Origin of the sequence: Paenibacillus assamensis DSM 18201, assembly GCF_000422445.1 — a bacterium.
Taxonomy (GTDB): domain Bacteria; phylum Bacillota; class Bacilli; order Paenibacillales; family Paenibacillaceae; genus Paenibacillus_B; species Paenibacillus_B assamensis.
The window spans coordinates 172,084-196,274 of record NZ_KE383838.1; the positions used below are offsets into that span (position 1 = coordinate 172,084).

The window sequence follows — 24,191 nt, forward strand, 5'->3', positions numbered from 1 at the left end:
CATTTATAACTACTTTTCAAGCTCACTTATTTCTCCACCCTGGTATCCAACTACTACTCGGCTCGTCATATTCACGAACAGTCCGTTATCAACCACACCTGGTATCAAATTAAGCTTGTTGTGCAGTTGTTGCGGATCTTCAATATGGCCAAAATGACAATCAACGATGTAATTGGAATTGTCCGTTATATAGGTCTCGTTATTGATTTGTCTCAACCTCGGTTCACAGCCTAGATCATAAAGCTTTTTTATTGTCACCTCATGCCCAAATGGAACGATCTCAACCGGCAAAGGGAACGCACCTAGACGCTTCACTAACTTGCTCTCATCCACGATAACAATAAGTTGTTTACTAGCTGCAGCCACGATCTTCTCTCGTAACAGTGCTCCACCCCCGCCTTTAATGAGATTAAGCTCCTGATCTACTTCATCCGCACCATCAATTGTAATATCAATCTCATTCATTTCAGAAAAGGAAACCAACGAAACTCCAAGTTCCCGTGCAAGCTCTTCCGACTGAATAGATGTAGCAATCGCTTTAATTCGTAGTCCTTCCTGCACTTTTAAACCCAATTTTTGAATAGCCCAATAGGCAGTGGAGCCAGTGCCTAACCCTACAACCATCCCATCTTGTATGTAATCCACTGCTCGTTCAGCAGCTATTCGTTTTGTATCCATATGTACACCTACTTCTAATTATTTATTCGTTACACCAAAAGGCACATGAACAGAAGGGAATATTCTCGCTACTCCCTCAATATGGCTAACCTGATCGTCAAAGAAAATATGTGGTTTAAATATGCTTAGTACTCTTTTCTTCTCAATTCCACCGAGGAAAAATGCCTCATCCACTCGAATATCCAGCTTCCTGAGCGTTGTAATAACTCTCTCGTGCGCAGGAGCATTTCTCGCTGTCGCAATTGCAATTCTGATCCTCGGTTTATAGGTTGGGTCACTTTGATTTTTGGCAATTACTTTCTTTTGCAGATTCGCGATCTCAGTGAAAAATCGCAACAACGGACCAGCAGGCAACGGTTCACCCGCCATATCTCTTTCATGGGAATGAAAGTTCTCCAAGGCGCCGCCCTGAAAAATAGATTCAGCAGAATCATCCGCAATAATACCATCAAAATCAAATGCCAAACGCAGCTCCGTATCCTCTTCATCATCAACATATTTCGATGGATAAATACAACCCGCTGGATACCCCCGTTCTACCGCCTCTTTTACATCCTTCGGATTACCAGATAAGAACAAACTCGCATTAAATGCGCCCATATATTCAAACGGATTGCTGCCTGCAACAAATACGGCTCTACTAATCGACAATCCATAATATTCGATAGATTTGAACACTCTTAATCCCGTATCTGGATCATTTCGGGATAACAAGACAACCTCTACAAGCTGCTCCTGTGGAGTATTAATACTCAGTAATCTTTTAATTAGAGGGAAAGCAACCCCCATTGCAAACACTTCATTTTCATGCTCTCTTTGATATTTCCGGTAAGCATCCTCCCCTTTTTCTTGAAATACTTGATCGGATTCCGAAAGATCAAATAAAGCGCTGGAAGCTACAGAAATGACAAATTTGCTTTCAATTTCGTATGGCATATATCTCTATCCTTTCCTTGCGCACAATTGCATGTAATGTTAAAGCCATGAAGAAAATAAAGCGATGACAACAAATAATCCCATAAATGTAATAAAGAAATATCCGAATATCCGTATTGATATCACCTCAAGGACCAGGATCATGAGAAACTATCCTCACTACGTTCAAAAGATCTTCACCATTTCACTTATGAAATACGCGGCAGGAACGAGCAGCAACTGAGCTAAGATCGTTCCAACAAATCTAGAAGCCATGAGCATGATATAGATTCTGCCAATCTGCTCTTTATACTTCTCATCCTGGCATGCCTTGTCTGTAAGTAGGCCAATTTGTGGATCAATAAAAATAGTGAGCAGTATAGTCGCAATCCCGTTAATTAGACCGGATGCTTGCGAGGCCGAAGTACTCAATTCAGGCACCAAGTGAGCCGCATATAAAGATGCTAATACACCTACGGAGTAGATGCCTGTGACGAGTATGTTCAACATGATGAATCGCTTCGGAATTCCTAGGTAACGAAAGTTAGAAATACGAAAAGACGGCTTTCTCACATAGTGCTTCGCGTTCTTTATTTGTCCAATGGTAACACTCGAAATCATCTTCGGAAGAGAACCAGCAAGCTGCAGCTTCAAGATTACCCTTTCCCAAATACGAGCAAACGTCGGAGACAGCAATATTGCGAGCAGAGTGCCTATGGATGCGGCGATAAGGATCATTCTAAGATATTCTAATACGTCAAATGTAGGCTCAATCTTGGCATAGTCGATGAATTTGGCTGTCATCGGTGCTTGTATCAGATTGGCTGTTCTTGAAACTAATAAAATAATTCCCGTTAAAGATAGTGCAACTGCCAATTTATTGACCCTAATCCCAGCCAAGCGCAGTGAATAAGATAAGGTTTCAAACATGTGTATAATCATCGTTAATATACATACAACAAATAGACTTTGTAACATTTTCATATCTCCATGTAAAAAGAATATAGTATTAGCATTTTTATAGCATGTTGCTGCTGCAATTATAAACGAATAACCCTACCTTAGATACCTCTTATCTTCGGCAGGGTCGTCTGTTGTCTGTATAGCCACTTGCTCTATTGTACATTTAAATAGCAGATGATGTAAGCACCGTTTTGTGAATGAACGGTAATATACAATTACTATTTCCCTTGGTTAGCTTCCAGTATGATTCTATTTATAAATTCTGTCTTTAAATCCGCATAAGCTAGCTTATTCGTCGAGTGTTCATTTGCTAGTTTTTGTTTAAGGTTTTGATACTCGTTCCTTACCTCTTCATTTTCTCTTAAATAATCTCTTAACGTCAGCTGATTATCCAGATACTCGCTACCAGTCTGATACATATGGATTTGATATGTTCTAGGCTCACCTTTAATAAAATAATGCCGATCAGGCAGCACATCGGTTCCTCTGTATACGTATCCAAGTCTCTCCAACCCAGATATACAATGAATCCCGTCATCAAATGACTTTAGCTCTATCGCAATGTCTATAATCGGCTTCGCGCTTAAGCCTTTTATTGCAGTACTCCCTATGTGATGAATCGCCACGATGCTACCATTCACTTCGCACCTAATTTTGCTCTTTTCTTCATTAAATTCAATTTCCCATTGTTCCGTCCAAGGAACGAGGTAAACTTGGCCTTTTGGTAACCCGAGCATTGATCTCATCCTTTTTCACATTAACCTTTTCTTTGATGCTCTTCTAAAATGTCGAAATCTTCGATCTTCGCTATGTTTTCCAGTAGCATAAGTTCACAATTCCCAACTGGTATGTCTGTAACATAACAAACGTATAAATCTAACGGATTACTCGCCACCTGATAAACTTTTGATTTACGCTCAATTCTTCTTGTCGCGAAGTCCAATCCCATAGATTGTTGGCATGCTAATATATCGACCTCCTTACCATGGGCAACTTCTCCAGTATCTCGTTATCCACATCAAAGTTCATTTCTATTCGTAAAAAATCCTTATTTTGTTCTTTACGCAATGTAAGCTCATTTATAATGACTTCTGCTAAATTAGCACTTTTCTCTTTTATTAACGTACAATTACGCGAATACATATCAGGAATCTCATCATCCCAAAATCGAATAAGGTGTTCTTCCTCATGGCTTTGTGAAAATAATTTGGTGTATGAAATTTCTGCATTTATTTGTTGTGTATTCATGATGGATGATGTCCTCCTGATAAAAATGTTATCGTTCCATATGCATCATCATTCCGGTAGTAAATTTCTTAAATCCTAATGATTCATAGTAAGGTATCAAACTTTCGATGCACATAAGCTGAGGAATCACTCGATGTTCCACACAATGTTGAGTTAACCTTTTTACGATTTCTTTACCGATGCCTTGTAGTTGATAGCTCGGCAGAACGCATATCCCGCATATCACACCAGTAATGACACCATCTGATATGACGCGCCCCATAGCAACTAGCTGATGATTATCATAGACATATACGGCATGCCAACTCCCACTGCACATTTGCTGTACTTCATCTTTAGTGAGATGAAGGGAGTTCCACCCTAGCGCTTCATAAAGGTCAACTAAGTCTTGAAAACTTCCTGGAGGCTCGATCGAATAATGTACTGCTTTTCCCAAGTTATCACCTTCCGAACTCCTTAGAATGAGTGCTGTAAATTTCAATCAGTGCATCTCTTCATTTAGTAGAACCATATGTATATGGTCTTCCCATACCCCTTTTATTTTCAAATACTTTCGAGCCAGTCCTTCGTGTTCAAATCCGAGCTTTTCAACCACTCTTATAGACGCCTTATTCCTAGGCATAATGTTGGCCTCAATTCGATGTAGTTGTAATTGTTGAAAAGCCACATCAATAACTGCTCGTAAAGCATCCGTCATGATTCCTTTCCCTTGCTCCCGCTCATCTATTCGGTATCCTAAATGACAAGATTGAAAAGCGCCTCTTACGATGTTGCTGAGCGCTATCGATCCAATAATCGTATCCTCCTTAAAGAGCCAAACCTTAAAGAGATTGCCTTGTTGAATTATGCTAAATTCTTCGCGAAGCAGTGTTTGATGATATTCTATGCTGTAATAATCAGCATTTCGTTCGACTTCCCATGGCTTCAGAAAGCCTTGATTCCTAATTACAAAGTCCAATACTTCTTTAGCATTCGTCTCGCCGATAACTTTCAACGATACACGGTCATTAATCCATATAGGCTTCATCAAATGGCTCCTTAACAATTGTGTTGGTTAGACATATATAGCAACTTGTACGTCCAACATACATTTTCAAATAAAAAACGCCCCAGCCTTAGATAGTTCTTATCTTTGGACTGGGGCGCTTGCCGACAGATATTATTCCATTATTATACACTTATGTACAAAGAGCCGATAGCCCTACAACGATAAGCAAGAAAATAAAGCCACAGGATATCCGTGCTTTTCTACGATTCTTCCTCGTTTCTATACTCTAAAATATCTCCAGGCTGGCATTCTAATGCTTTGCAAATTGCCTCTAATGTTGAAAATCGAATTGCTTTTGCCTTTCCATTTTTCAAAATAGACAGATTAGCCATCGTAATGCCAACCTTTTCTGTAAGTTCGGTTACGCTCATTTTCCTTTTAGCCAGCATGACATCAATATTGATTATTATGGCCATGTTCATTTCACCTCAGACTGTCAAATCATTTTCTGATTTTATATCAATGGCATCTTGTAAGAGCTTCTGAAGTACCGCAGCAAATACTGCGATAACCGTTGAAGCAAATATAATAACCAGCCCTATTAAGATGACACCTGGAGCGTCATCCACTTCCGCAAAGAGATATAGGAGTGGCAAGCCAGCCACAAACAAAATACTAATTGTAATCGCACAGCATTTTATTTTCTTTAAAGCGAGTACAGATCGATCTGAGAAAGCAATATTCTTATCAATATAGCCTAACAGCTTTAATGCTTGATATAATGCTACGAAAAACGCTGCCGCGGTTGCATATACACCTATTAAAGCAGGATATTGCGAATAAGCCAACTCCGGATAATGGGCTGCTGCTTTCATCGCTACGATAGGGAAGAAAATACATAAAGCAACAATCGGCGCTCCCATCAGAAAAACAGCCATCTTTAAAAAAAGCGTTGAACCTCGTTTCATAAAAACACCTCACTTCATAATCATCTATTTAAATGTAAAGCATTATTTATCGTTTTGCAATATATATTTATCTCTAATAAAGATATTATTATCGTTAACTCATGGATATTCTAGATAAAATAAAAAGAAGCATTCCTCATTATAGAGAAATGCTTGCTGCCCGGAACTTATACATCTTGTTTACTATTTCACCATTCCGCTGTGTTCCATTCAGCATTTACAGTACCTAGTCCACCATACATTGCTTTTGGATTATTCGTTTGAACTAAGCTACAAAGATGAATCCCTTGATGAACAACATCACTGTTCAGAAATAGATGACTCGACTGGGAACTTTCTATTTCATGAGCTTATGAAATCTCTTCTTCCCAGTCGTGTTTAACAGCTGGATCTAAACCGCTAGTTAAATCCCCTAAAATACTACCTACATCATCAGACTTTGTTCTTTCGTAATAGGCTTCTAAATAATTGATCATTGCCTGAAAAGCCGTTTTTGATGATACTTTCACTGCGTACACCCGCTCCCTATCTATTTCTTCGATCTTAGAATAACTTTTTCATTTTCATTAGAGCCACCAGCATTCAAAAACGCAACATAATCAAACTCGTCCAAATATCTTTTTGTACTGAACTTACTTCTAAAAGTCAACAATTTACCATCAAAATACGTCTCATCATAAAAATACAGCGGATATGATGCCTTACAGCTGCTCTCAACACCATTTGTAAGAATGACTTTATTCGTGTACCTAATGTCATCAAACTGTTCTAAGTCCTCTTTCGTATAGTGGAGAACTCCATCCATAATGATAAAAATATTAGTGAAATCTATGCGTTTCGTGCGCTCTACCCATTTCTCTTTTGCTTCCTCAAAGGATGAAAAATGCATAAAGTACAGCCTTACTTCCCCATACTCATTCCGCAATACGCCAACAGGAAAATTGTCCTCCGTTTCCGTATCTTCAAACAATTCGGTCTTCGTGTATTCTTCTAAATAAGTTACATATTTAATAAATTCGTCATGTTCAAAATACAAGTTAATGGTTGGTGAGTTAAAAGGCAATCCTAAATCATGATAGATAATCCCTCCAACGCAATTGTTAGAAATAATAGTAGGGGTTTTGTTGATTAATCTTCTGCGCTGTCTATTGCGCGCTATATTTCGAATACGGTCCATACATTTTTCACTTATAACACGAATGAACCTATTAAATGGTCGTACTATCACCTGTCCAACCTCCTCTAACATATAAACGAACAACTATATTTTTCAATCTAACTCCTTAATGAAAGGCTTCAATATTACTTTCCCATGTGAAATGATAAAGAAAGACCAAGTGCGTTAACACTTGGCCCGTATAGTTAAGTGGGATAAATTATCCCTTCTTGGTTAGTTTATATTCTTTTAAGTTATATTTTACCATTATGGACATTGCAGTACAAGCGTCCATATCGCATTTGGCTTCTTTATTATTTTATAAAGCACATCATTAGCCCTCTACTTCATCCAGCAAACCTCTACAGCTCTTGTAAAAACTGCACTGTAAAATGGTAAAACGCTTCTGCATCCTCATTCGTATCAAATCCAGCCTGTGCCATCTTGTCGCTGCCTCCACCTTTGCCACGATAGTCAGCCAGATGCTGTTTAAAGAACGCACCACAAGCAAATCCGCTCGTTCCTCCCTGGACTAAAAGCACTTTATGATCCGCGTTGGACATCAAGAGCACGATAACATCAGTCTCCTCAGAGATCTTAGCCGCTAAGTTCTGCATGTCTTTAAGTGACTTGTCCGCAAAAACATGCTGTATGAGCCTCCCCTGACGATCTGCCAACAACTTCTCAGCTAAGTAAGCATCATTTTCAGCCTTCACAGCATTCAATTCAGCTTGGAGCTGCTTCTGCTCCTGTTCCCATTTTACAATCCGATCCAAGATCTCTTCCTTTGCTGCTTTAAACTTGACCGATAAACTGCTGAGAATGTCCATTCCGATATTAAACTCGTTCAACGCACGGTATCCGCATTTAAAATAAAGACGCATATTTCCTTTCTGCTTCTCTACTTTTAGCAGCTTAATTATGCCTAACTCGCCTGTTGCCGAGACATGGGTACCACCGCATCCATTATATTCGATGCCTTCGATCTCAACGATTCGGATATCGTCCGTTACCTTCGGCTGCTTCACTAGCGGCAGGGCGGCAGCTTGCTCCTGATTCACAAAATAGCTCGTTATTTTGCGATTGCGGTAAATCTGTTCGTTAACTGCCAGCTCAAGCGCCATCAACTGATCTTGAGGCAGATCAGCTCGTGCAATATCAATCGTAGCGTAATCTTGCCCTAGGTGAAAACTGAGCGTCTCCGCCCCGCATACATCCAAACAAATAGCTGACAGCAAATGCTGACCGCTATGCTGCTGCATATGGTCAAACCTTCTATTCCAATCCAAGCGGCAGTCAATCTCTTCACCCTCAGGAAAACGCTCGACTTTATGCAGAATCTCTTCTTCTTCAACAACTACATCAAGTACCGGAATGTTGTCGATCCAACCCAAATCACAGGGCTGTCCTCCACCGTGTGGATAAAAGGCTGATTCCTCCAGTACCAGATAAGCTCCATCTTCCCGCTCCAATTTTCGTGTAATTCGTGTCTTCCATTCTCGAATATATGCAGAATCATAATACAATTTCTTCGTCATTTTCATACCCTCACTATTCCTAAGCTACACCTATACTGTTACTTTACTATAACTTACACCTATAGCTCCATTTTCCTCGATACAAACTTACGCTGGATTTCTTCTAAGAAGCATTGGACTGCTGGTGCCAAATAACGATTTTTCATAAACATTAAATAGACTGTACGTTCTAAGGCAGGTGAATCTATCGTTTTTCGAACAATGGTCGGATCTCTCGGTTCAACTAAGTAATTTTCAGGCATAATCGCAATGCCAAGATTTTCTCTTACTAATGTCAGAGCCGTTTCAAACCGTTCGATTTCAAATTTGATGTTCGGAGATACTTGCTCGAGCGCAAAGGCATGCAAAATATCTTCTCTCGTCTGGAACCCTTCCATGCTAATAATGAAAGGTTCTTGTTCCAATTCTTCTAATGTAATGGACTTCTTTCTGGAGAGAGCGTGATCCCGATGCAGCACAAGGACCAACTTTTCATGATATAAAGGGATCGATTCAATATCATCTTCATGGATGCATTGATTCGTAATGATAAGATGGGTATGGTATTTTCGCAATGAATTGACCACTGCTTTTCTGCTCAGAACCTCAAACAGCTTAATGTGAATCGAAGGAAAGCGACTTTGATATTCACCGATCACTTGAGGAACCCACTGCCTGACCGACTCGATCATCCCAATGACAAGTTCCCCTCTTCCGGTCATTTTAACTTCTTCCATTTCTTTTTTCAAAATATTCATCTGAGAAAGCAGCCCAATCGATTTTTGATATAAAACGATGCCTGCATCCGTCAGTTCGATTTTTCTCGTACTTCGTTCGAACAACGGTGAACCTACCTCACGTTCTATGTTCTTTATGGCATTGCTTAAAGATGGCTGTGATATATGCAGCTTTTGTGCGGCTTTGGAATAGCTCAACTGATCGGCAACGGTTACGAAATAATGTAATTGTTTAATATCCAAATTGCTCCTCCCTTCACTATTTATAACTAAAAGCTATTAATTTATTTGTATTATATATTTAAAATTATAAGAATGTCATCATATAATGAACAAAATACGCAGAAAGGGTGGGGACATTGCGAAACCATGTTGGAGCCGATGTATGGATTGGCCGAACGGATCATACGGAAAGAAGAAGCAGCTTCCGTTATCATCAAATCGTGGAACCAATGGAGTTACATGCACCACGGGAAACTTTCTCTACCAATACTTGCGCCATTATCGGCTTTGAATGCGAGGAAGGCGTTCGACGTAATCAAGGAAGATTAGGCGCGGCGAATGCTCCGAATGCAATTAGACAAGCGCTCGCAAGTATACCTTGGAGAGAAGCAGAGGGTCACCGCCTAATAGATGCGGGTAATGTGAGTTGTTCCAATGATAAGCTTGAAGAAGCCCAAGAAGCATTGGGTAATGCTGTCTCTGACCTCTTGTCCAACTCTACTACTCCTATTATTTTAGGCGGAGGACATGAGACGCTGTATGGGCATTATTTAGGTGTTCGCAAACATATTGGACCAGATGCTTCACTCGGAATTATTAACATTGACGCCCATTTCGACATGCGTCCCTATGACACACAACCGTCCTCAGGGACCATGTTCCGACAAATATTAGAGCAAGATAGCAACAGTTCTTATTTTGTACTGGGCATTCAGCGTTTTGGAAATACACAGGAACTGTTCGATATAGCGGACGAGCTAGGTACCCGCTATATATTAGAAGAAGAGATGCATGCAGAGCAAATGGATGACATTGTTTCGTCCTTGCACGCATTCATAGCAGAACAGGACTATGTCATGCTCACCCTTTGTACCGATGTTATCAATGCGGCATTTGCACCAGGAGTCAGTGCTTCGTCTCCATTTGGATTAACACCGATGGTTGTTCGAGACCTTATCCGCACGGTTGCCGCTCATAAGAAAACGCTTTCTTTTGATATTTGTGAGGTGAATCCTACTCTCGACGAGAACGGAAGAACGGTAAAGCTAGGCGCTTATTTAACAAATGAAGCCATTATGGCATTTATGAGGAGGAATATGGATGACGCTGGCACTTAATCAAGTGAATACGATATTTTTGGCCGTAGCCCTGCTCGTACTCGGGACCTTCTTGGTCAGGAAATTAGGCGTACTGCAAAAGTTTTGCATTCCGGCACCAGTTGTCGGTGGACTGCTGTTTGCTGCCCTAGCTACGATCCTGAAAGCGACAGGTGTAATGGAAATTACATTGGATACATCGCTGCAAAGTCTATTCATGCTCACCTTCTTCACCACGGTAGGATTGGGAGCAAGCTTTCAACTGATTAAACTAGGCGGCAAACTGCTCGTCATTTACTGGCTTGCTTGCGGATTTCTAGCTTTGGCACAAAACGCGATTGGCGTTTCCCTTGCCTCGTTATTTGGCCTCCATCCACTAATCGGGATGATGGCTGGGGCAGTTTCCATGGAAGGCGGACATGGCGCGGCAAGCGCATTTGGACAAACGATTGAAGCAATGGGAATTCCCTCTGCGTTGTCCATCGGGGTTGCAGCAGCTACCTTCGGACTTATCGCCGGCGGTCTAGTTGGCGGTCCGACCGTAAAATATTTGATATCCAAATATAATTTGAAGCCGACGGAAACAACGGAAGAAACAGCAAACGTAGAAGAAAAAGTGCTACCGATAACAACGAATACATTTTTCATCCAAGTGCTGATCATTACATTTTGTATGGCGTTAGGGACATATTTAGGAGGACTGTTCTCAACAGCAACAGACTTTGTCCTTCCCGGATATGTCGGAGCTATGTTTGTAGCCGTTATCGTCCGCAACATTATAGATGCATTCAAACCAGGTACCATCGACATGAAGAGCATTGGCCTAATAAGTGACGTTACACTCGGTCTCTTCCTATCCATGGCGCTCATGAGCATCAAGCTATGGGAAGTAGCTGATCTTGCTCTTCCACTTCTTCTCATCGTGTTGGTACAAGTTATCTTTATCGTGCTGTTTGGCATTTTCATCTTGTTCAGAATGTTGGGCAAAGACTATGACGCAGCCGTAATGGTTGCCGGATTTACAGGACATGGGCTTGGCGCTACACCAAATGCCATGGCAAATATGGCTGCGGTAACGGAACGCTTCGGGCCTTCCCGCAAAGCCTACCTGATCGTCCCTATCGTAGGTGCGTTTCTTATCGACGTGTTTGCCATGCCGATCATTATTACGACATTGAATTTATTTAAATAGTATGTTTACTAGCGTTTATTAAACAACGTAAAAAACCTCCAGCCACGATGTGGATTTGGAGGTTTTTTGCTATGGTCATTCTGCAAATATTAGAACTCACCTTAATATTTCCGCATTCCACAGTTCAAATACGTAGTTCTAATGTTTTTAAATCAATAATACAATTTTGTTGTTTCAGTATATCCAAACCCAGTAGCCCTTTATGATCTTTTGGCAGTATACCAATATCTACTTCTATATTTTCAATACTATTTGTACCTATTTCAATCCTGTCCATAATTTTTGTGTAAAAAGGAATGCTTCCGCCAATCCCATAAGCTTCATAAATAGAATCTCCTGTTTCGTAAGTCACTCCAATTCCCTCTAAAATATCAGGACTAATTATAGTATGTGAAGACCCTGTATCTATAATGACATCGTCTATTTTCAATACTCGTCCTCTAAATGTAACGGTAATTGACGTTGTTATTAACTGTCCATCATAGTTAATTGTCATTACTGTTACGTCTCACTCTCATCAAAGGATCACGACGAAGATGAATTACAAAATCTGGATTTGAAGTATGGTAAACTAAGTTGCCTGGTTTTGCTTGAAAAAACTCTTTATTAGCCTCTTTTTCTGATATCGTGCGAATCGGCGCAACTTCATCTACAATTTTTTTGTTGCCTTCCTCATGATAATTAAGAATGGAAACTAGAACAAATTGATCAGGAAACAGTTCTCTAACTTCTTGCCATTTCATTCGTTCCACCTCCTACAATTTCGTCCTACCTCTTCTTTCTATCTTGATTCTAGCATATATAGTTGAGCATTCTCACAGTATTTTATGTTCTAGAATTATAGCTTGCTTATTTATATACGCCTCTATAATGCTCAGGCAATAATTCTGCTATTTTATACATCATATATTTTAGAGTGAAGTCTTCATATTCACTTTTGTCTTGTTCTTTTGTTCTCTTTTGAAATTTAAATTGTTTTCCAATATTGATATGGACATCTGCATAATTAAAGCTTTCCGCTCTCATATCTCCGTCTGTATTGATAGGCAGCAGTTTCTCTGTCCCATATATCCCAATAGGCACGATAGGTGCTCCTGTCATTCTTGCGATAAGAAGGATTCCTTTCTTTGCTTCAATCATACTACCAGCTCTACTTCTTGTTCCTTCAGGGAAAATCAATAAACTTTCCCCTTGTTTTACAAGCTTAATAATTTTCTCAAGGCCCTCTTTATCAGCTGTATTTGGTTTAATATTTGTAGTCTTAACTACATTAACCCCTATACTTGTAACAGCATCATGGGACAGTTTAGCACCTGCTACAAAAGTCGGATCAATCTCTTTTAGCACCTTGCCTAAAACTAATCCATCTGAATTGCTTAAATGATTGCAAATAAAAATCGTTGGCGTTTGTATTCCTTTTAAGTTTTCACTACCAACTATGTTTATGTTTGCATATTTCTTTAGGTATCTAGCTACAATTTTTTTAGATATGTATGTGACTAATTTATCCGGTAAACGATTTATCATTTTTGCCGTTGTAGTGGATATCATTTGCTCACTCCTCCCGAATGTTTCAAGTAGTCATATCCCTCCGCCAAACCTATTCCTAGTTATATTATATGAAGTTGTCGTCTTCTACGAGCCCTTTTCAAAAATTCTCCGGTATTTCTATATGTTCTGACACTCTTGATTTCAATGTCTCTATTAATTCTTCATCCATGTATGTAAAATCATCAGGTATATCAAGACAAATCATTTTTTTATTGATAAGCTCTTGATTATACTTATCCCTGATTCTTCTTATATGCTTCTTCTCCATTACAAAAATAATATCTGCCCAACCAATATGACCACCTGTAACTTTAATTCTAGCACTGTCTTCGGTACCTGCAGATCTAACATTATACTCAGTTAAGTCACTAAAGACTGTTTCCGCGGTTAGACTTCGCCATTTGTTTTTACTACATACGAATAATAATTTTATGATCTTGCACCTTCTGTCGTATGATTTTAATAGGGGGCTTGTTCCCGTAATGTCATCCATATCATCGGACCCTAAAGTATGGTCAAATTTCACCAATATCTTCGAATTACAACATTCACATTTTCTTTAATCTCTAACTGTTCCCCATATGATTGATATTTCAGGCTTCGTCTTTATTACCAGCGTTCTTAACCCTTGTTCTTCATCAAAATAGAGATTTAAAAATTCCATTCCAGACCTTTTTTCAATCTCTATTCCCTTAACCTTCTCCAAAGTAAGATCGATTACTAAAATTCCGTCTTTTTTCCACGCGATTCTAGTCCAGTGACTACCAGATCAATCTCAAAGAACAAATTTCCATTCGGTCTACATAATTTGTATGTTTTGTTGTTATAAAAGAATGGAACTACTTCATCAAGTTTTGTTGGTTCTGTTTCAAAGAGTTCAATGAATTCATATTCTTGAGGAAAAGGTACCATTATGTTATTTCTCCTGTTCTTTTGATAGTATTTCGGTAATTTCAAATAACGTGCTTGTATTCACGTCGTCCATATCCCTTTGATAGCTCTTATCTTAAAGATGTGGATGTTGTCCGCTTGAGTACGCTACTCCACTAAATCATTCCACTCGAACCGCTTCTTTACTTCGTTTTAGACCAAGAGCAGAGACTGAGGTTTGAACACGGATTTATATACGGCAGGTGACTTCTGCGAATCCCCCATGTAGCTCTTTAATATTTCTTAGATGTTCTTTCTTATTGCTTTAGTAAATAGTTTAGGTTTATTTGTTTCAATTGCTCTTATTAGCTCTTCTCCAAATACACTTATCGATTTCTCCCATGGATGCCCTAGATACCCCCATGAAAAATCCTTCTTTATAAAAAAGTAATAGTCTCCGTTTGGGTATAATGGAATCGGCCACTCATTAAATTCATTTATAGGACTTTCAAAACGCGGGTTAAACAAATATGATTCATGCTGCCAGTCAAGCGCATATAAATATTCATTTTCTTCAGAGCAAGCAATCATGGCATTTAATATACAATTCTCTAGATCTAAGTAGAGATACTCAAAATCCTCTCCAAATAAATGTGCAATATCATAAACAATGAAGGGCCCTGGCAGCGTGAAACTTGGCCAATCTTCTTTATGTATACTAGGTTTAAAATTAAAATTGTTATATATACTTTGCCAAATCTGATTATTTAGTGTTGAATTTATCTCTATCCAGTTCTTCATTGAATCACCTATAAAAATATTCTCTATTCAGTTGATTTCGGCTAACTTTCTCAAATCTACGAACGCTATTAGGCTTAAAGAAGCACTAGCAACTGAGTCGATAGGACTTAGCCTCACAGGGTTGTGAGCTGCATCAACTTCTCTGCTTACGAATCAAGGCGCAGCCTGCAACCTAGATACGGTGTTATACGAAGCACCTGACATCTCTAAGTTTACTTTCACTCAATTATTTTTTCTATATATCTTATCCAATGATTTATAATCGTCTTTACTAAAGGTCATCGCTGACATATTATTTAGCCATTTGACATTCGTTTCAAAAAATCTATTCTGTTCAATCAATTCCTTAGGATTATTCATATCAATTCCGATTCGCAGCCACTTAATTTGGTCATGTATAGTTTCAACTTCAGCTACAACTAATGTACATGATAAGTCGCAATCATCGGGGCACATCAAAATCGGTAATATCTTCAATTCCTGATTCGCTTCATATACATCTTCTACCAATTTCGTTTCCTCTTCTAAGCTGATCCAATCTGTAATCATTGGAATTAACCCCAGTAACAATTCATTTGGAAATAAATCATTTAATATAAGATCTAATGGTCTTCCATCAATTAATATGGTTGGATGATCCTCTTCTATAAATTTACTGGCCATCTCTTCAACCGAAATCTTATTTATAATTTTATTTTTCTCCTCTGACTGCTCAAATTTTAAAATCCAGGTACTTCGCTTTTTCACAACATCCAACTGAATCGGATGTGTCCATAGCTCACACGAAGCTGCTCCTGGGACCAAGAGCGAATGCCCGAAGCGGGAATGCTGTGTTAGGTCATTTGCGAATGAAATACTTACTAAAAGTTTATTGTTCCACTAGGAGTTACTCTAAAAACTTCGTTTTCTATGTCCATTTCTTCAGTTAATATCACTTCTTTATTCGTTTGTTGTGATATGTCCTTCATGAACTCTATCAGTGAATTCACTGCATCTTCAGTTTGAATCTGCTCTGGCAAAGTATCAAATTCAATTTGATCCGCTTCGTAAAAATACCCAGATATCGAAATGCCTTTGTAATCTATCGATATGTTAAGAGAATAGTCTTGTCTAAGTTTCATTAATTGATTAATTGCCCTTTCATAAACTAGTTCTCCGTCTTTGGTGATTTTGTACTGGATTTTATTTTTATCAAAATATTCGAATATTGATTCCCAATCTAGTTTGCATCCATGCGTAATGTAAATATCTCGAAGACTTCCATCTTCATCAAAATATTCTTTAATCATCTTTTGTATAATCATTGTTTATCTCACTTTCAGCGCATTTCCTATAACGTTCTTGTATTCAACAAACGCCACAGCCTTAGATAGCTCTTATCTTAGGTTGGAGCGTTTGTTGTCAGGCTCCCTTCCATGACTATACATCTGGACAACCGAGGGTGATAGCCCTGAAACGTGAATGCTATGTTATAGGACGTTCATGCCATCCTTGAAATTTTTATATGTAATCATTAATTATGAAACATAATTACAACTCTAAAATTTGACGGGTCTTCTCTATGTACTAGTCTCTCCAGCGCCTTCAAAAATTCTTCTCCACTTGCACGATAATCAACAACATCAATGACTAATTCGTTATCCATAGTATAATCCTCATATTCTATCTTTTGATCCCAATTAAACTTGAATAGTTCATCAAACGTAAACCAAGTACATACATGAGATTCTCCACCTTCAAACTCTTGTCTTATCTGTTCGGAAACATCATTTGGCAACCCTTTGGGATCACTAATATATGGAATTTTAATGTAAGTGTTTCTTTGATTAGCCAGTATTGCATGGAGATCATACCCTCCACCCTTATACACCAAATCATTCCAATCTATATACCATAACGACTCTTTTCTTTCAGGATACAACACTGCATATTCGTTCTTCTTCCAATTATCTATTGAGGTCCAGACTCCATTTTGTTTTAACATATCGTCATTTCGAAAAATCTTCTTCTCGACATAGCATAGCATTGTTGTCCCCATATTATCTCCTTTTGGTAGATTGCATGATTTTCCGATAACATTCTTCTATTTGCGGCGCCCGACATAGCCGGATGTGTCCACACGCATGTGTCCACAGCAACTACTTCTTCGAATCATCTTCTGAGAGCGAGGGCGAATGCCCGATGCGTGAATACTGTGTTATAGAAAGTTGATGACTACTTTGAATCTACAAGCAGCTTCATGTCTCTTGTTGTTATCAATGTCCCTTTTATTTCTCCTACGTTTACCTTTTCTATTATTTCACTATTCACAATCTCACCAAGTATAAAATACTTTGTCCCTATCTGCGGCAGTACTTTATCGAAGTCTATAAAAGTATATTCCTTTTCATCTTCTGACAAAAAATAAGCTTTATAGGCATAACCACGCTTTTTCTCTTCATATTCTATAGCAGTTATTGTTCCTCTGATTTTTATTCCATTATCAGGCTTTATTCCTTTTATCCTCTCAGTTACCCAGGCTTCATTTAATTCATCAATACCCTTCTCTTTAACATCCATCATAAATCCCCAATCATTAGATAGAGGGAAATTTTCGTAACTGTCTCTCTTATAAAACTCTAATGTTTCTGTATTTAAATCCTCTTCGTAATCATCATTATGTTCTGATATGACTCTTATGTATTCTTCCCCACACTGATCTGTATGAAATGCTAGAAATTTAAAACTTTCAATGATATCAAAATTTCCCCATCCCCAAGCCTGTCTCGAATAAAATCCTCCTTTTCTATTGCATTTATTACACTTAAAATAGTAGTATGTCGACATCTTCGTTCCCCCAAAGAATCATATGTTTTGTTCATTTCAGCAATTTCCTATAACGTTCTTGTATCTACGAACCCGAGAGGCTTAAAGGAGCGTAAAGCGACCGGGTACGATGGACTTAGCCTCACAGGATTGTGAGCAGAATCCACTTCTCTGCTTACCACATCTCGCGAACCAAGGGCGGAGCCCGCAGCATAGATACTTTGTTATATGATGGACATGTCCACTTCGAACAACATTCAATATTTCTATATGTAATCTAAATTGTTATGTTCTCACTTTCTTTAAGACTTAAAAATTCAATATCATTACAATAAAAGTTAATAATTCCGTTCTCGTAATCCTCAACTAAATATTTCATTGGGTGATATCCATGATCCTTTAAATCTCTAATATTAAATCCACTTATTTGTGTTAGTGCTCCTCCAGATTCAAGCTTAAGACTTTATATATTCGAAAATCTTATAATTATTTCATATGTTTTTGAAACCTTCTTAATTAAAAAAGTTATATCTAGTATTGATATGTTCTCAAAAAACTTGTCTTGAGTAATATATAAGTGAAAATTCGAAAGCCATTCTATTTGACGGATTGTAAAGTTACCAATAAACGGTTCTATGTTTTCTATATTTTTTATCATCTTTAAGAAAACTCCTCAAATATTTAGTAACATGTCTTTCATATAACGTTCTTGTGTTCACGACGTCCCGTCGGATGTGTCCACAGCAACTACTTCTCCGAATCCTCTTCTGGGACCGTGAGCATATGCCCGATGCGTGAATGCTGTGTTATGTGATGGGACTGTCTTCTTTGAGATACTTCAAATTTTCTTTGTAAGCTTCACCTATCAGCTCATCAATCTTCTTTCTCTCATCTATTAGGTTATCAACTAAACCTAATACTTGAGTCAACATACTATATTTTTTTATGTATCTCCCTAAGAAAAGTATTGTAGGAAAGAAAACTATCGAACAAGCACTAACAATTACAACATACATTACATTCTTTTCAATGAAATCAGATTTATCAATAAGTACTAGTTCTTTCATTGCAGTTATTATTACAACTACTATTGCAACTAATGTCGAAATCATTGAAGTTACTATTGAACTTAGTTTATAAGTTTCTACTAAAGCTGTAAGTTCTGTTCTCATTACCGTCAATTCTTTAGTACTAAATTTATTAATGTTTCTCTCAACTACCTGTAAATACTCATTAGATTCCTTAAGGTTTTTCCTCTTCAATTTGGAATAATTCAGTAATTCAAGGTATTTATCTACTTGAGAAGTTCCCAAACCCATCTTTCTAATTCCTTTCAATATAGATTTTTCAGTCCTTTCACATAATGTTCTTGGATTCACGACGTCCGACACATGTCGGATGTGTCCCAGCAACTACTTCTCCGATTCCTCTTCTGGGACCGAGGGCGTATGCCCGATGCGTGAATACTGTGTTAGCTGATGTCGAACTCTTCTATGAATTACCTAAAACTATCCCCGCTTCATTCAATGCTTTCATATAAACTTCTCTGTCTATATTCTCTACTTTATTGGACCTAACAAAATCTTCATATCTCTTTAAATCTTCTTTTGTTATGTTTGAAAATATAGTTAAAATGTCTTCTGTATTGAATATTGAATTTAGTGTTATTACTATTAATTCGAATATATATGGAAAGCGATCTTTTATCTTTTCTTTATCAACAATGAAATATTCCATAAATTTATCAAATTCATAACATGTATTAAATTCTTTCTCTTGACAAAAGGGAAATCCGCTACCATCATCCCATTCCAATAACAATCCTAAAAATGCAATAAGTGAACCCGAGCTAAACTCGGAGTTAGTATCACCAAAGTGTAAGTAATATGGATAATAAAGCTCTTCTGAACACCAAATAAAATCAATAATGTCGCCTTCTTCGTTGATCATGTTATATAAGTTAGTTAGTTTTATTTCTAACAAACCATTATTCTTCACACTCTGTCTCCTTTAGTGTTTTTATTGAATTCAGTTCGATTTCAGCTAACGTTCTTGGATTCACGACGTCCGACAATGTCGGATGTGTCCCAGTAACTACTTCTCCGAATCTTCTTCTAGGACCGAGGGCGCATGCCCGATGCGTGAATACTTTGTTAGACGTAGTTGTTACCTTCATATGATTAGCCTTCAAAATATGTACTTGTTTTTTTTATTTCTTTAATATAGTTACCTACATCAAAACAAAATGGTCCTATATGTGTTAATTTCACACTTTCTCCTAACATAAAATCGCGCCAAATTATTGTTCCTCCTTGCTTTTCGATTATTACTGAAATATAGCCACATCCAAGATCACCACAGTCTGGACAAATAAAGATTGGATATCTGTTCCCTCCTAATTCACTTAATTTCTTTAATAATAATTCATTTGTTTTCTCTAATCGGTATTCTTCCTTTCCACTTCCAATACTAGTAATAAAACCATGTCTCTCAACTAATTTGTATAACGACCATCTATCATCAATTATAAAATCAACAAACAAATTCTTATTCGTAATGCACACTTCATTCGTTAATCTTGTTTTTAGATTATTGATTTTCATTGCACTCTCCATTGGTCACTTTCATAATAGCTTTTATCACAACTGCAATATTTGCGTCTAACGTTCCCGTATCTACGAACCCGAGAGGCTTAAAGGAGCGTCAGCGACTGGGTGCGCAGAACTTAGCCTCGCAGGGTTGTGAGCTGAATACCCTCCTCTGCCTACCTCTTCTTGCGAACCAAGGACGTAGCCCGTAGCGTAGATACATTGTTATAAGATGCTACTGCCTTCGAAGCGATACCATCCTACATTCTTCTTTCATTCCACTTTTTTAATTGTTTTTCTATCTCCTTTGAATTAAAAACCTCTTGGATCTTTCCGATTTGATTTTCATTAACTTCATCTTCTTTTAAAGCACTTACAATTCGACTTTCCAAAGCTAAATATTTTTCTTCTCTATATATTCTTATGAGTTCAGAGAAATTATGATCCGACCATTCAACTTTGCAAAAGTATAACCATATCACGTGCTCCTTCACACCTGGATGTATATTAAGAATGTCTTTATTGTTTGTGATCGTTTCCAGTCCTCTAATATCTAAAAAACTATGTATTCCCATTTGCTCTGATATGTTTATTTCATTAATCAAAGTTTCAATTTCTTTTACTTGGTTCTTCATAGCTGCCTGGTTAATTCGTTCAGCAATTTGAATAATATTTTTAATGATTTGTTCCTCCATAGTTTTATTGTCTGCGGGGATTTCTTATAACGTTCTTGTATCTACGAACACGAGAGGCTTAAAGGAGCGCCAGCGACTGGGTCCGCAGGACTTAGCCTGGCAGGGTTGTGAGCTGACTCCACTTCTCTGCTTTACTCATCTTGCGAACCATGGGCAAAGCCCGCAGCGTAGATACGTTGTTATAAGATGTTCCCGCCTTCTTCGAATCTTTTCAACTACACTTTCTTATTTCTTTTTACAAGATATCTTTCTACTGTATTGAATACAGCATAATTTAATGTTCCGCCAGATCCCTTATGCTCTATTCCAAACTCATCAATGATTGTGAATTTATAACCCGAGTTTATGTTTTTATCAAGTCTGAGCCCAAGTCCTTCCATGTGGACCCAGTCCAAGACTTCATCTATTGAATACAGTCTTATTCCTTCTTTATATACTTCTTCAGGGGCTAGTATTAAATCTTCTCCAGTTATTCTTCCTCCTACTGCCCACGCATCATCATTGTAATAGTAGATCCGACTTGCATATACTTCTCCTAAATCGTATGGCGGTTTAAAACCTAGCTTCATTAATCTTTGAACTTGATGTATTTCTAAATAAATCATTGTAGTATCTCCTAATAACTTTAGTATATCTGCGGGGATTTCTTATAACGTTTCGTATATTCACGACATTCGACAAAGTCGGATGTGTCCACAGCAATTACTTCTCCGAATATCCTTCTGGGACCGCGGGCGGATGCCCGATGCGTGAATATGGTGTTATAGGATGTCAGCGCCTTCTTCGAAATAACCAAAAAATATTACTCATCTCGTAAATCTATAATCCAAGAATATTCATTAGCAATTGTATTTGCTATTTTTAAAATTTCACTTTCAATTTCATCGTCAATTCTCTCTGGTAAATCAATTTCTATTAAATTAATCTCTTCCACTCCATCAAGAGTCTCAAAAGCATAACTCCCATCAGAGTTCGCCTGAATGCCCGTAAATCTAACCAGTTCCCCACCAATTTCTTTATACAATTTCAATTTCGTTAATTGTTCAAATCCCAAAGTTCTTATCATAAATTGTTCAAAATCAATTGCTTTAATAGAATTCCTATACCCCTCATCAGAATATATCATTAAATAGTCATACAAAATAATCACCTTCAATTCGAGACTTTATTAAATGAAATAATGTTTGAGTTTTGCAGTTTAAGCGCTGATTTCTTATAACGTTCTTGTATCTACGAACCCTACGAGGCTTAAGGCGCATCGCGCCGGGTCCGACGGACTTAGCCTCGCAGGGTTGTGAGCTGAATCAACTTCCCTGCTTTACTCATCTTTCGAACCAAGGGCGTAGCCCGCAGCGTAGATACGGTGTTAGCTGATGTTGACCACTTCTTCGAATTTTCTTTCAAGATCTTGTTGTTATATATTTACTTCATCCCAATTAAAAATCACATAAACGAATTGGCACATTATGATGATTAAATAACTGATATTTATTGACATATAAAATTTATTTCTTCTTAACTCAGCCATATTTTTATCTTTATTTAATCTTTCGTCATATAACTCATTCTTTGTATTCTTGTACGCCTTTAATAGTATTCTCAATTCAAGTACCCCCATTAGACTCCACAGTAAAGTAAACACTAATAATAAGGCATTAGTAAGAGACAACAGCATCCCTATTCCTACATCAGATATTCTTATAAATCTATAACATAAATGCACTGAAACTGTTATCATGCAAAGAACTATTCCTATCAAACTCATTATTGGTTTGGGTTTTTTAATTTGTTTTCTCCTGCCTTTAAGTCAATTTCAGCTAACTTCTAATCTACGAATTTCGTGAATATATCTATCTCAACCCAATATACGAAATTCGCAGATCATTTAATATGGCCACAATCTGCGAATCTAAAATAGCCTCACTTATGCTAAACAATCAATTACGCAGCCGTAATACACCCTCCCTAGCCCATCTCTGCTCACATCCGATCCAAAGGACTTTGAATACGCCGAATGTCGCGTGTGCTGACATGAGTATAAATTTCAGTCGTTTTGGAACTAGAATGACCAAGAAGCTCTTGAATATAGCGCAAATCCGTACCCGCTTCCAACAGATGAGTCGCAAATGAATGCCTTAACGTATGCACAGTAGCTGGCTTTTGTATACCAGCTCGCTGCTTTGCTTTTTCAAATACATATTGAACCGTTCTTTCCGTCAAAGGCTTGCCGTCTTTTGTTCCCCCTGAGAATAGCCTGGCTTTTGGTTCTCTCGTTGACATACAGTGCTCCATATACTGCACTAACAGCTCGTAGGCCACTTGAGATAACACGGTATATCGATCCTTTTTCCCCTTAGCTTGCCGTACATGTACGACTCCACGTTGAGGATCGATATCCATAACTCGCAGCCGAACCACTTCTCCTACGCGTAATCCAGAAGAGTAAGCTAATGTAAGTATAGTGCGATGCTTCCGATTATCTACGTGCTGCAAAATATGCATCACATCTCTTGAGACAACACAGTCGGCAGCTTCTTTTCTGTTTTAGGTCTTGTCCAACGTTTTGGAAATCCTACTTTCCCTTCTACATCGCATAGGCAGAAATGTAGAGCACTAATGGCTTGATTCACATAGGAATGTGATCGCTTCTGCTCATGCAGGTGCAGCATATAGCTCTGCACATCCGCTGAAGTCACATTTCCCATCATATAATTACCGTGTTCTATGAAGCGGTCCATATGTCCAAGATATGCTTTTTGAGTTTTTGCACTAAAGCCTTTTAGTATCATTTTTTGTTGCAGTCTTTGACGCCATGCCCTTCCTTCCGAGCTATACGGAGCATCGGGAAGATGGCCAGTACATAATCCTCTACAATAACAGGCTCATTTTTAAATAGGGTGACGAATCTCCTTACACTTGGTTCTGTACCGGGTATACTCCATTCTTTCTGATCAGGATACCATCTTCGCCCTTCAATAGACCGAACTCCACTAAGCCAATGCGCCAAAGGACGCATCCTAATCCATAGGCATCCTTCCCTATGCCCTACAATATTTAGGTAATCTTTCACATATATATTCGACATACTCACTAAGTTCCCCCTCTTTTTCGGCTATAAGAACGCAAAAAGGAGACAACCGTATAACTCTGTTGCCTCCGATTCTTTCGGAATCCTATCAGATGAAACTTCATATGTGTTC

33 protein-coding genes are annotated in these 24,191 nt (G+C 38.1%); 2 read left to right on the forward strand and 31 right to left on the reverse strand.

From position 1 onward, the window contains the following. Nucleotides 1-9: 9 nt before the first annotated feature. From rpiA to H580_RS0119210, 13 genes are all read right to left on the reverse strand, one after another. The gene (rpiA, locus tag H580_RS0119145; RefSeq protein ID WP_028596218.1) at nt 10-678 is read right to left on the reverse strand and encodes a ribose-5-phosphate isomerase RpiA; all 669 of its coding nucleotides are present in this window, start codon (nt 676-678) and stop codon (nt 10-12) included. A gap of 18 nt (nt 679-696) precedes the next feature. Further along, complete coding sequence (locus H580_RS0119150) at nt 697-1,614, reverse strand: 5'-nucleotidase (RefSeq protein WP_028596219.1); 918 nt, start codon at nt 1,612-1,614, stop codon at nt 697-699. Between the two features lie 165 nt (nt 1,615-1,779). Further along, on the reverse strand, nt 1,780-2,571 hold the full coding sequence (locus tag H580_RS0119155) for a lipid II flippase Amj family protein (protein ID WP_028596220.1): 792 nt from the start codon (nt 2,569-2,571) through the stop codon (nt 1,780-1,782). A 203-nt stretch (nt 2,572-2,774) separates the two neighbouring features. After that, entirely contained in the window at nt 2,775-3,293 is a 519-nt protein-coding gene (locus H580_RS0119160; RefSeq protein WP_028596221.1) for a GrpB family protein, read from the reverse strand. A gap of 226 nt (nt 3,294-3,519) precedes the next feature. Further along, nucleotides 3,520-3,804, reverse strand: a complete 285-nt coding sequence (locus H580_RS0119170) for a hypothetical protein (RefSeq protein WP_028596223.1) — start codon at nt 3,802-3,804, stop codon at nt 3,520-3,522. A gap of 28 nt (nt 3,805-3,832) precedes the next feature. Further along, a complete protein-coding gene (locus H580_RS0119175) occupies nt 3,833-4,240 on the reverse strand; it encodes a GNAT family N-acetyltransferase (RefSeq protein ID WP_028596224.1) in 408 nt (135 codons plus the stop codon). 45 nt (nt 4,241-4,285) lie between these two features. Continuing rightward, the gene (locus H580_RS0119180) at nt 4,286-4,831 is read right to left on the reverse strand and encodes a GNAT family N-acetyltransferase (protein ID WP_028596225.1); all 546 of its coding nucleotides are present in this window, start codon (nt 4,829-4,831) and stop codon (nt 4,286-4,288) included. 221 nt (nt 4,832-5,052) lie between these two features. Then, complete coding sequence (locus H580_RS0119185; protein WP_028596226.1) at nt 5,053-5,268, reverse strand: helix-turn-helix domain-containing protein; 216 nt, start codon at nt 5,266-5,268, stop codon at nt 5,053-5,055. Nucleotides 5,269-5,280: 12 nt separating this feature from the next. Continuing rightward, nucleotides 5,281-5,760, reverse strand: a complete 480-nt coding sequence (locus H580_RS0119190; protein ID WP_028596227.1) for a DUF2975 domain-containing protein — start codon at nt 5,758-5,760, stop codon at nt 5,281-5,283. A 350-nt stretch (nt 5,761-6,110) separates the two neighbouring features. Beyond that, complete coding sequence (locus H580_RS26290; protein ID WP_157283021.1) at nt 6,111-6,269, reverse strand: hypothetical protein; 159 nt, start codon at nt 6,267-6,269, stop codon at nt 6,111-6,113. A gap of 20 nt (nt 6,270-6,289) precedes the next feature. Then, a complete protein-coding gene (locus H580_RS0119200; protein ID WP_051217571.1) occupies nt 6,290-6,988 on the reverse strand; it encodes a DUF1919 domain-containing protein in 699 nt (232 codons plus the stop codon). Nucleotides 6,989-7,278: 290 nt separating this feature from the next. Continuing rightward, nucleotides 7,279-8,454 (reverse strand): alanyl-tRNA editing protein, encoded by a 1,176-nt coding sequence (locus tag H580_RS0119205; RefSeq protein ID WP_028596229.1) that lies wholly within the window; start codon nt 8,452-8,454, stop codon nt 7,279-7,281. A gap of 59 nt (nt 8,455-8,513) precedes the next feature. Next, entirely contained in the window at nt 8,514-9,413 is a 900-nt protein-coding gene (locus H580_RS0119210; RefSeq protein ID WP_028596230.1) for a LysR family transcriptional regulator, read from the reverse strand. A 107-nt stretch (nt 9,414-9,520) separates the two neighbouring features. Here H580_RS0119210 and hutG point away from each other — a divergent pair, with 107 nt between their 5' ends. Both hutG and gltS read left to right on the forward strand, forming a co-directional pair. After that, on the forward strand, nt 9,521-10,510 hold the full coding sequence (hutG, locus tag H580_RS0119215) for a formimidoylglutamase (protein WP_036605520.1): 990 nt from the start codon (nt 9,521-9,523) through the stop codon (nt 10,508-10,510). Beyond that, nucleotides 10,494-11,681 carry a sodium/glutamate symporter gene (gene gltS / locus H580_RS0119220; protein ID WP_028596232.1) on the forward strand — a complete coding sequence of 396 codons (1,188 nt, stop codon included), beginning with the start codon at nt 10,494-10,496 and terminating at the stop codon, nt 11,679-11,681. Before hutG ends, gltS begins: the two co-directional genes overlap by 17 nt. A gap of 124 nt (nt 11,682-11,805) precedes the next feature. Here gltS and H580_RS0119225 read toward each other — a convergent pair whose 3' ends face one another. The 18 genes from H580_RS0119225 to H580_RS0119320 all read right to left on the reverse strand — a co-directional run bounded on the left by H580_RS0119225 (nt 11,806) and on the right by H580_RS0119320 (nt 24,082). Further along, nucleotides 11,806-12,177 (reverse strand): retropepsin-like aspartic protease, encoded by a 372-nt coding sequence (locus tag H580_RS0119225; RefSeq protein ID WP_028596233.1) that lies wholly within the window; start codon nt 12,175-12,177, stop codon nt 11,806-11,808. Then, entirely contained in the window at nt 12,167-12,424 is a 258-nt protein-coding gene (locus H580_RS0119230) for a hypothetical protein (protein ID WP_028596234.1), read from the reverse strand. The genes H580_RS0119225 and H580_RS0119230 overlap by 11 nt, the downstream gene beginning before the upstream one ends. A gap of 106 nt (nt 12,425-12,530) precedes the next feature. Further along, a complete protein-coding gene (locus H580_RS0119235) occupies nt 12,531-13,232 on the reverse strand; it encodes a lysophospholipid acyltransferase family protein (protein ID WP_028596235.1) in 702 nt (233 codons plus the stop codon). Between the two features lie 97 nt (nt 13,233-13,329). After that, on the reverse strand, nt 13,330-13,665 hold the full coding sequence (locus H580_RS0119240) for a low molecular weight protein tyrosine phosphatase family protein (protein WP_028596236.1): 336 nt from the start codon (nt 13,663-13,665) through the stop codon (nt 13,330-13,332). 740 nt (nt 13,666-14,405) lie between these two features. After that, on the reverse strand, nt 14,406-14,903 hold the full coding sequence (locus H580_RS0119250; RefSeq protein ID WP_028596238.1) for a DUF2716 domain-containing protein: 498 nt from the start codon (nt 14,901-14,903) through the stop codon (nt 14,406-14,408). Between the two features lie 222 nt (nt 14,904-15,125). Beyond that, nucleotides 15,126-15,707 carry a hypothetical protein gene (locus H580_RS0119255; protein WP_157283023.1) on the reverse strand — a complete coding sequence of 194 codons (582 nt, stop codon included), beginning with the start codon at nt 15,705-15,707 and terminating at the stop codon, nt 15,126-15,128. Nucleotides 15,708-15,763: 56 nt separating this feature from the next. Continuing rightward, the gene (locus tag H580_RS0119260; RefSeq protein ID WP_028596240.1) at nt 15,764-16,207 is read right to left on the reverse strand and encodes a hypothetical protein; all 444 of its coding nucleotides are present in this window, start codon (nt 16,205-16,207) and stop codon (nt 15,764-15,766) included. A gap of 209 nt (nt 16,208-16,416) precedes the next feature. Then, nucleotides 16,417-16,941, reverse strand: coding sequence for a hypothetical protein (locus tag H580_RS0119265; protein WP_028596241.1), 525 nt, complete (start codon nt 16,939-16,941; stop codon nt 16,417-16,419). 176 nt (nt 16,942-17,117) lie between these two features. Beyond that, a complete protein-coding gene (locus H580_RS24815) occupies nt 17,118-17,729 on the reverse strand; it encodes a hypothetical protein (protein ID WP_051217574.1) in 612 nt (203 codons plus the stop codon). A gap of 785 nt (nt 17,730-18,514) precedes the next feature. After that, a complete protein-coding gene (locus H580_RS0119280; protein WP_157283025.1) occupies nt 18,515-19,087 on the reverse strand; it encodes a hypothetical protein in 573 nt (190 codons plus the stop codon). 112 nt (nt 19,088-19,199) lie between these two features. Next, nucleotides 19,200-19,706: a hypothetical protein gene (locus tag H580_RS0119285; protein WP_028596244.1), complete on the reverse strand. Its 507-nt coding sequence runs from the start codon at nt 19,704-19,706 to the stop codon at nt 19,200-19,202. Nucleotides 19,707-19,888: 182 nt separating this feature from the next. Continuing rightward, complete coding sequence (locus H580_RS0119290) at nt 19,889-20,311, reverse strand: hypothetical protein (RefSeq protein WP_028596245.1); 423 nt, start codon at nt 20,309-20,311, stop codon at nt 19,889-19,891. Nucleotides 20,312-20,556: 245 nt separating this feature from the next. Continuing rightward, on the reverse strand, nt 20,557-20,991 hold the full coding sequence (locus H580_RS0119295) for a hypothetical protein (protein WP_028596246.1): 435 nt from the start codon (nt 20,989-20,991) through the stop codon (nt 20,557-20,559). A gap of 215 nt (nt 20,992-21,206) precedes the next feature. Beyond that, nucleotides 21,207-21,596, reverse strand: coding sequence for a hypothetical protein (locus tag H580_RS25600; protein WP_051217575.1), 390 nt, complete (start codon nt 21,594-21,596; stop codon nt 21,207-21,209). A gap of 197 nt (nt 21,597-21,793) precedes the next feature. Then, a complete protein-coding gene (locus H580_RS0119305; protein WP_245583600.1) occupies nt 21,794-22,132 on the reverse strand; it encodes a hypothetical protein in 339 nt (112 codons plus the stop codon). 839 nt (nt 22,133-22,971) lie between these two features. Then, nucleotides 22,972-23,493, reverse strand: coding sequence for a tyrosine-type recombinase/integrase (locus H580_RS26530; RefSeq protein WP_211224426.1), 522 nt, complete (start codon nt 23,491-23,493; stop codon nt 22,972-22,974). Then, nucleotides 23,493-23,780, reverse strand: a complete 288-nt coding sequence (locus H580_RS26535) for a phage integrase N-terminal SAM-like domain-containing protein (protein ID WP_211224424.1) — start codon at nt 23,778-23,780, stop codon at nt 23,493-23,495. Before H580_RS26535 ends, H580_RS26530 begins: the two co-directional genes overlap by 1 nt. Beyond that, entirely contained in the window at nt 23,777-24,082 is a 306-nt protein-coding gene (locus H580_RS0119320; protein WP_157283027.1) for a hypothetical protein, read from the reverse strand. Before H580_RS0119320 ends, H580_RS26535 begins: the two co-directional genes overlap by 4 nt. Nucleotides 24,083-24,191 lie beyond the last annotated feature (109 nt).

Bases quoted from the DNA above. Each gene is read 5' to 3' on its own strand.
- H580_RS26535 (WP_211224424.1), bottom strand. From the start codon at position 23,780: ATGATACTAAAAGGCTTTAGTGCAAAAACTCAAAAAGCATATCTTGGA.
- H580_RS0119205 (WP_028596229.1), bottom strand. From the start codon at position 8,454: ATGACGAAGAAATTGTATTATGATTCTGCATATATTCGAGAATGGAAG.
- H580_RS0119170 (WP_028596223.1), bottom strand. From the start codon at position 3,804: ATGAATACACAACAAATAAATGCAGAAATTTCATACACCAAATTATTT.
- H580_RS0119260 (WP_028596240.1), bottom strand. From the start codon at position 16,207: ATGATTATACAAAAGATGATTAAAGAATATTTTGATGAAGATGGAAGT.
- gltS (WP_028596232.1), top strand. From the start codon at position 10,494: ATGACGCTGGCACTTAATCAAGTGAATACGATATTTTTGGCCGTAGCC.
- H580_RS0119235 (WP_028596235.1), bottom strand. From the start codon at position 13,232: ATGATATCCACTACAACGGCAAAAATGATAAATCGTTTACCGGATAAA.
- rpiA (WP_028596218.1), bottom strand. From the start codon at position 678: ATGGATACAAAACGAATAGCTGCTGAACGAGCAGTGGATTACATACAA.
- H580_RS0119190 (WP_028596227.1), bottom strand. From the start codon at position 5,760: ATGAAACGAGGTTCAACGCTTTTTTTAAAGATGGCTGTTTTTCTGATG.
- H580_RS0119250 (WP_028596238.1), bottom strand. From the start codon at position 14,903: ATGAAGAACTGGATAGAGATAAATTCAACACTAAATAATCAGATTTGG.
- H580_RS0119150 (WP_028596219.1), bottom strand. From the start codon at position 1,614: ATGCCATACGAAATTGAAAGCAAATTTGTCATTTCTGTAGCTTCCAGC.
- H580_RS0119295 (WP_028596246.1), bottom strand. From the start codon at position 20,991: ATGGAGGAACAAATCATTAAAAATATTATTCAAATTGCTGAACGAATT.
- H580_RS24815 (WP_051217574.1), bottom strand. From the start codon at position 17,729: ATGTCGACATACTACTATTTTAAGTGTAATAAATGCAATAGAAAAGGA.
- H580_RS0119265 (WP_028596241.1), bottom strand. From the start codon at position 16,941: ATGGGGACAACAATGCTATGCTATGTCGAGAAGAAGATTTTTCGAAAT.
- H580_RS25600 (WP_051217575.1), bottom strand. From the start codon at position 21,596: ATGATTTATTTAGAAATACATCAAGTTCAAAGATTAATGAAGCTAGGT.
- H580_RS0119180 (WP_028596225.1), bottom strand. From the start codon at position 4,831: ATGAAGCCTATATGGATTAATGACCGTGTATCGTTGAAAGTTATCGGC.
- H580_RS0119160 (WP_028596221.1), bottom strand. From the start codon at position 3,293: ATGCTCGGGTTACCAAAAGGCCAAGTTTACCTCGTTCCTTGGACGGAA.
- H580_RS0119230 (WP_028596234.1), bottom strand. From the start codon at position 12,424: ATGAAATGGCAAGAAGTTAGAGAACTGTTTCCTGATCAATTTGTTCTA.
- H580_RS0119290 (WP_028596245.1), bottom strand. From the start codon at position 20,311: ATGAAAATCAATAATCTAAAAACAAGATTAACGAATGAAGTGTGCATT.
- H580_RS0119185 (WP_028596226.1), bottom strand. From the start codon at position 5,268: ATGGCCATAATAATCAATATTGATGTCATGCTGGCTAAAAGGAAAATG.
- H580_RS0119155 (WP_028596220.1), bottom strand. From the start codon at position 2,571: ATGTTACAAAGTCTATTTGTTGTATGTATATTAACGATGATTATACAC.
- H580_RS26530 (WP_211224426.1), bottom strand. From the start codon at position 23,493: ATGCATATTTTGCAGCACGTAGATAATCGGAAGCATCGCACTATACTT.
- H580_RS0119225 (WP_028596233.1), bottom strand. From the start codon at position 12,177: ATGACAATTAACTATGATGGACAGTTAATAACAACGTCAATTACCGTT.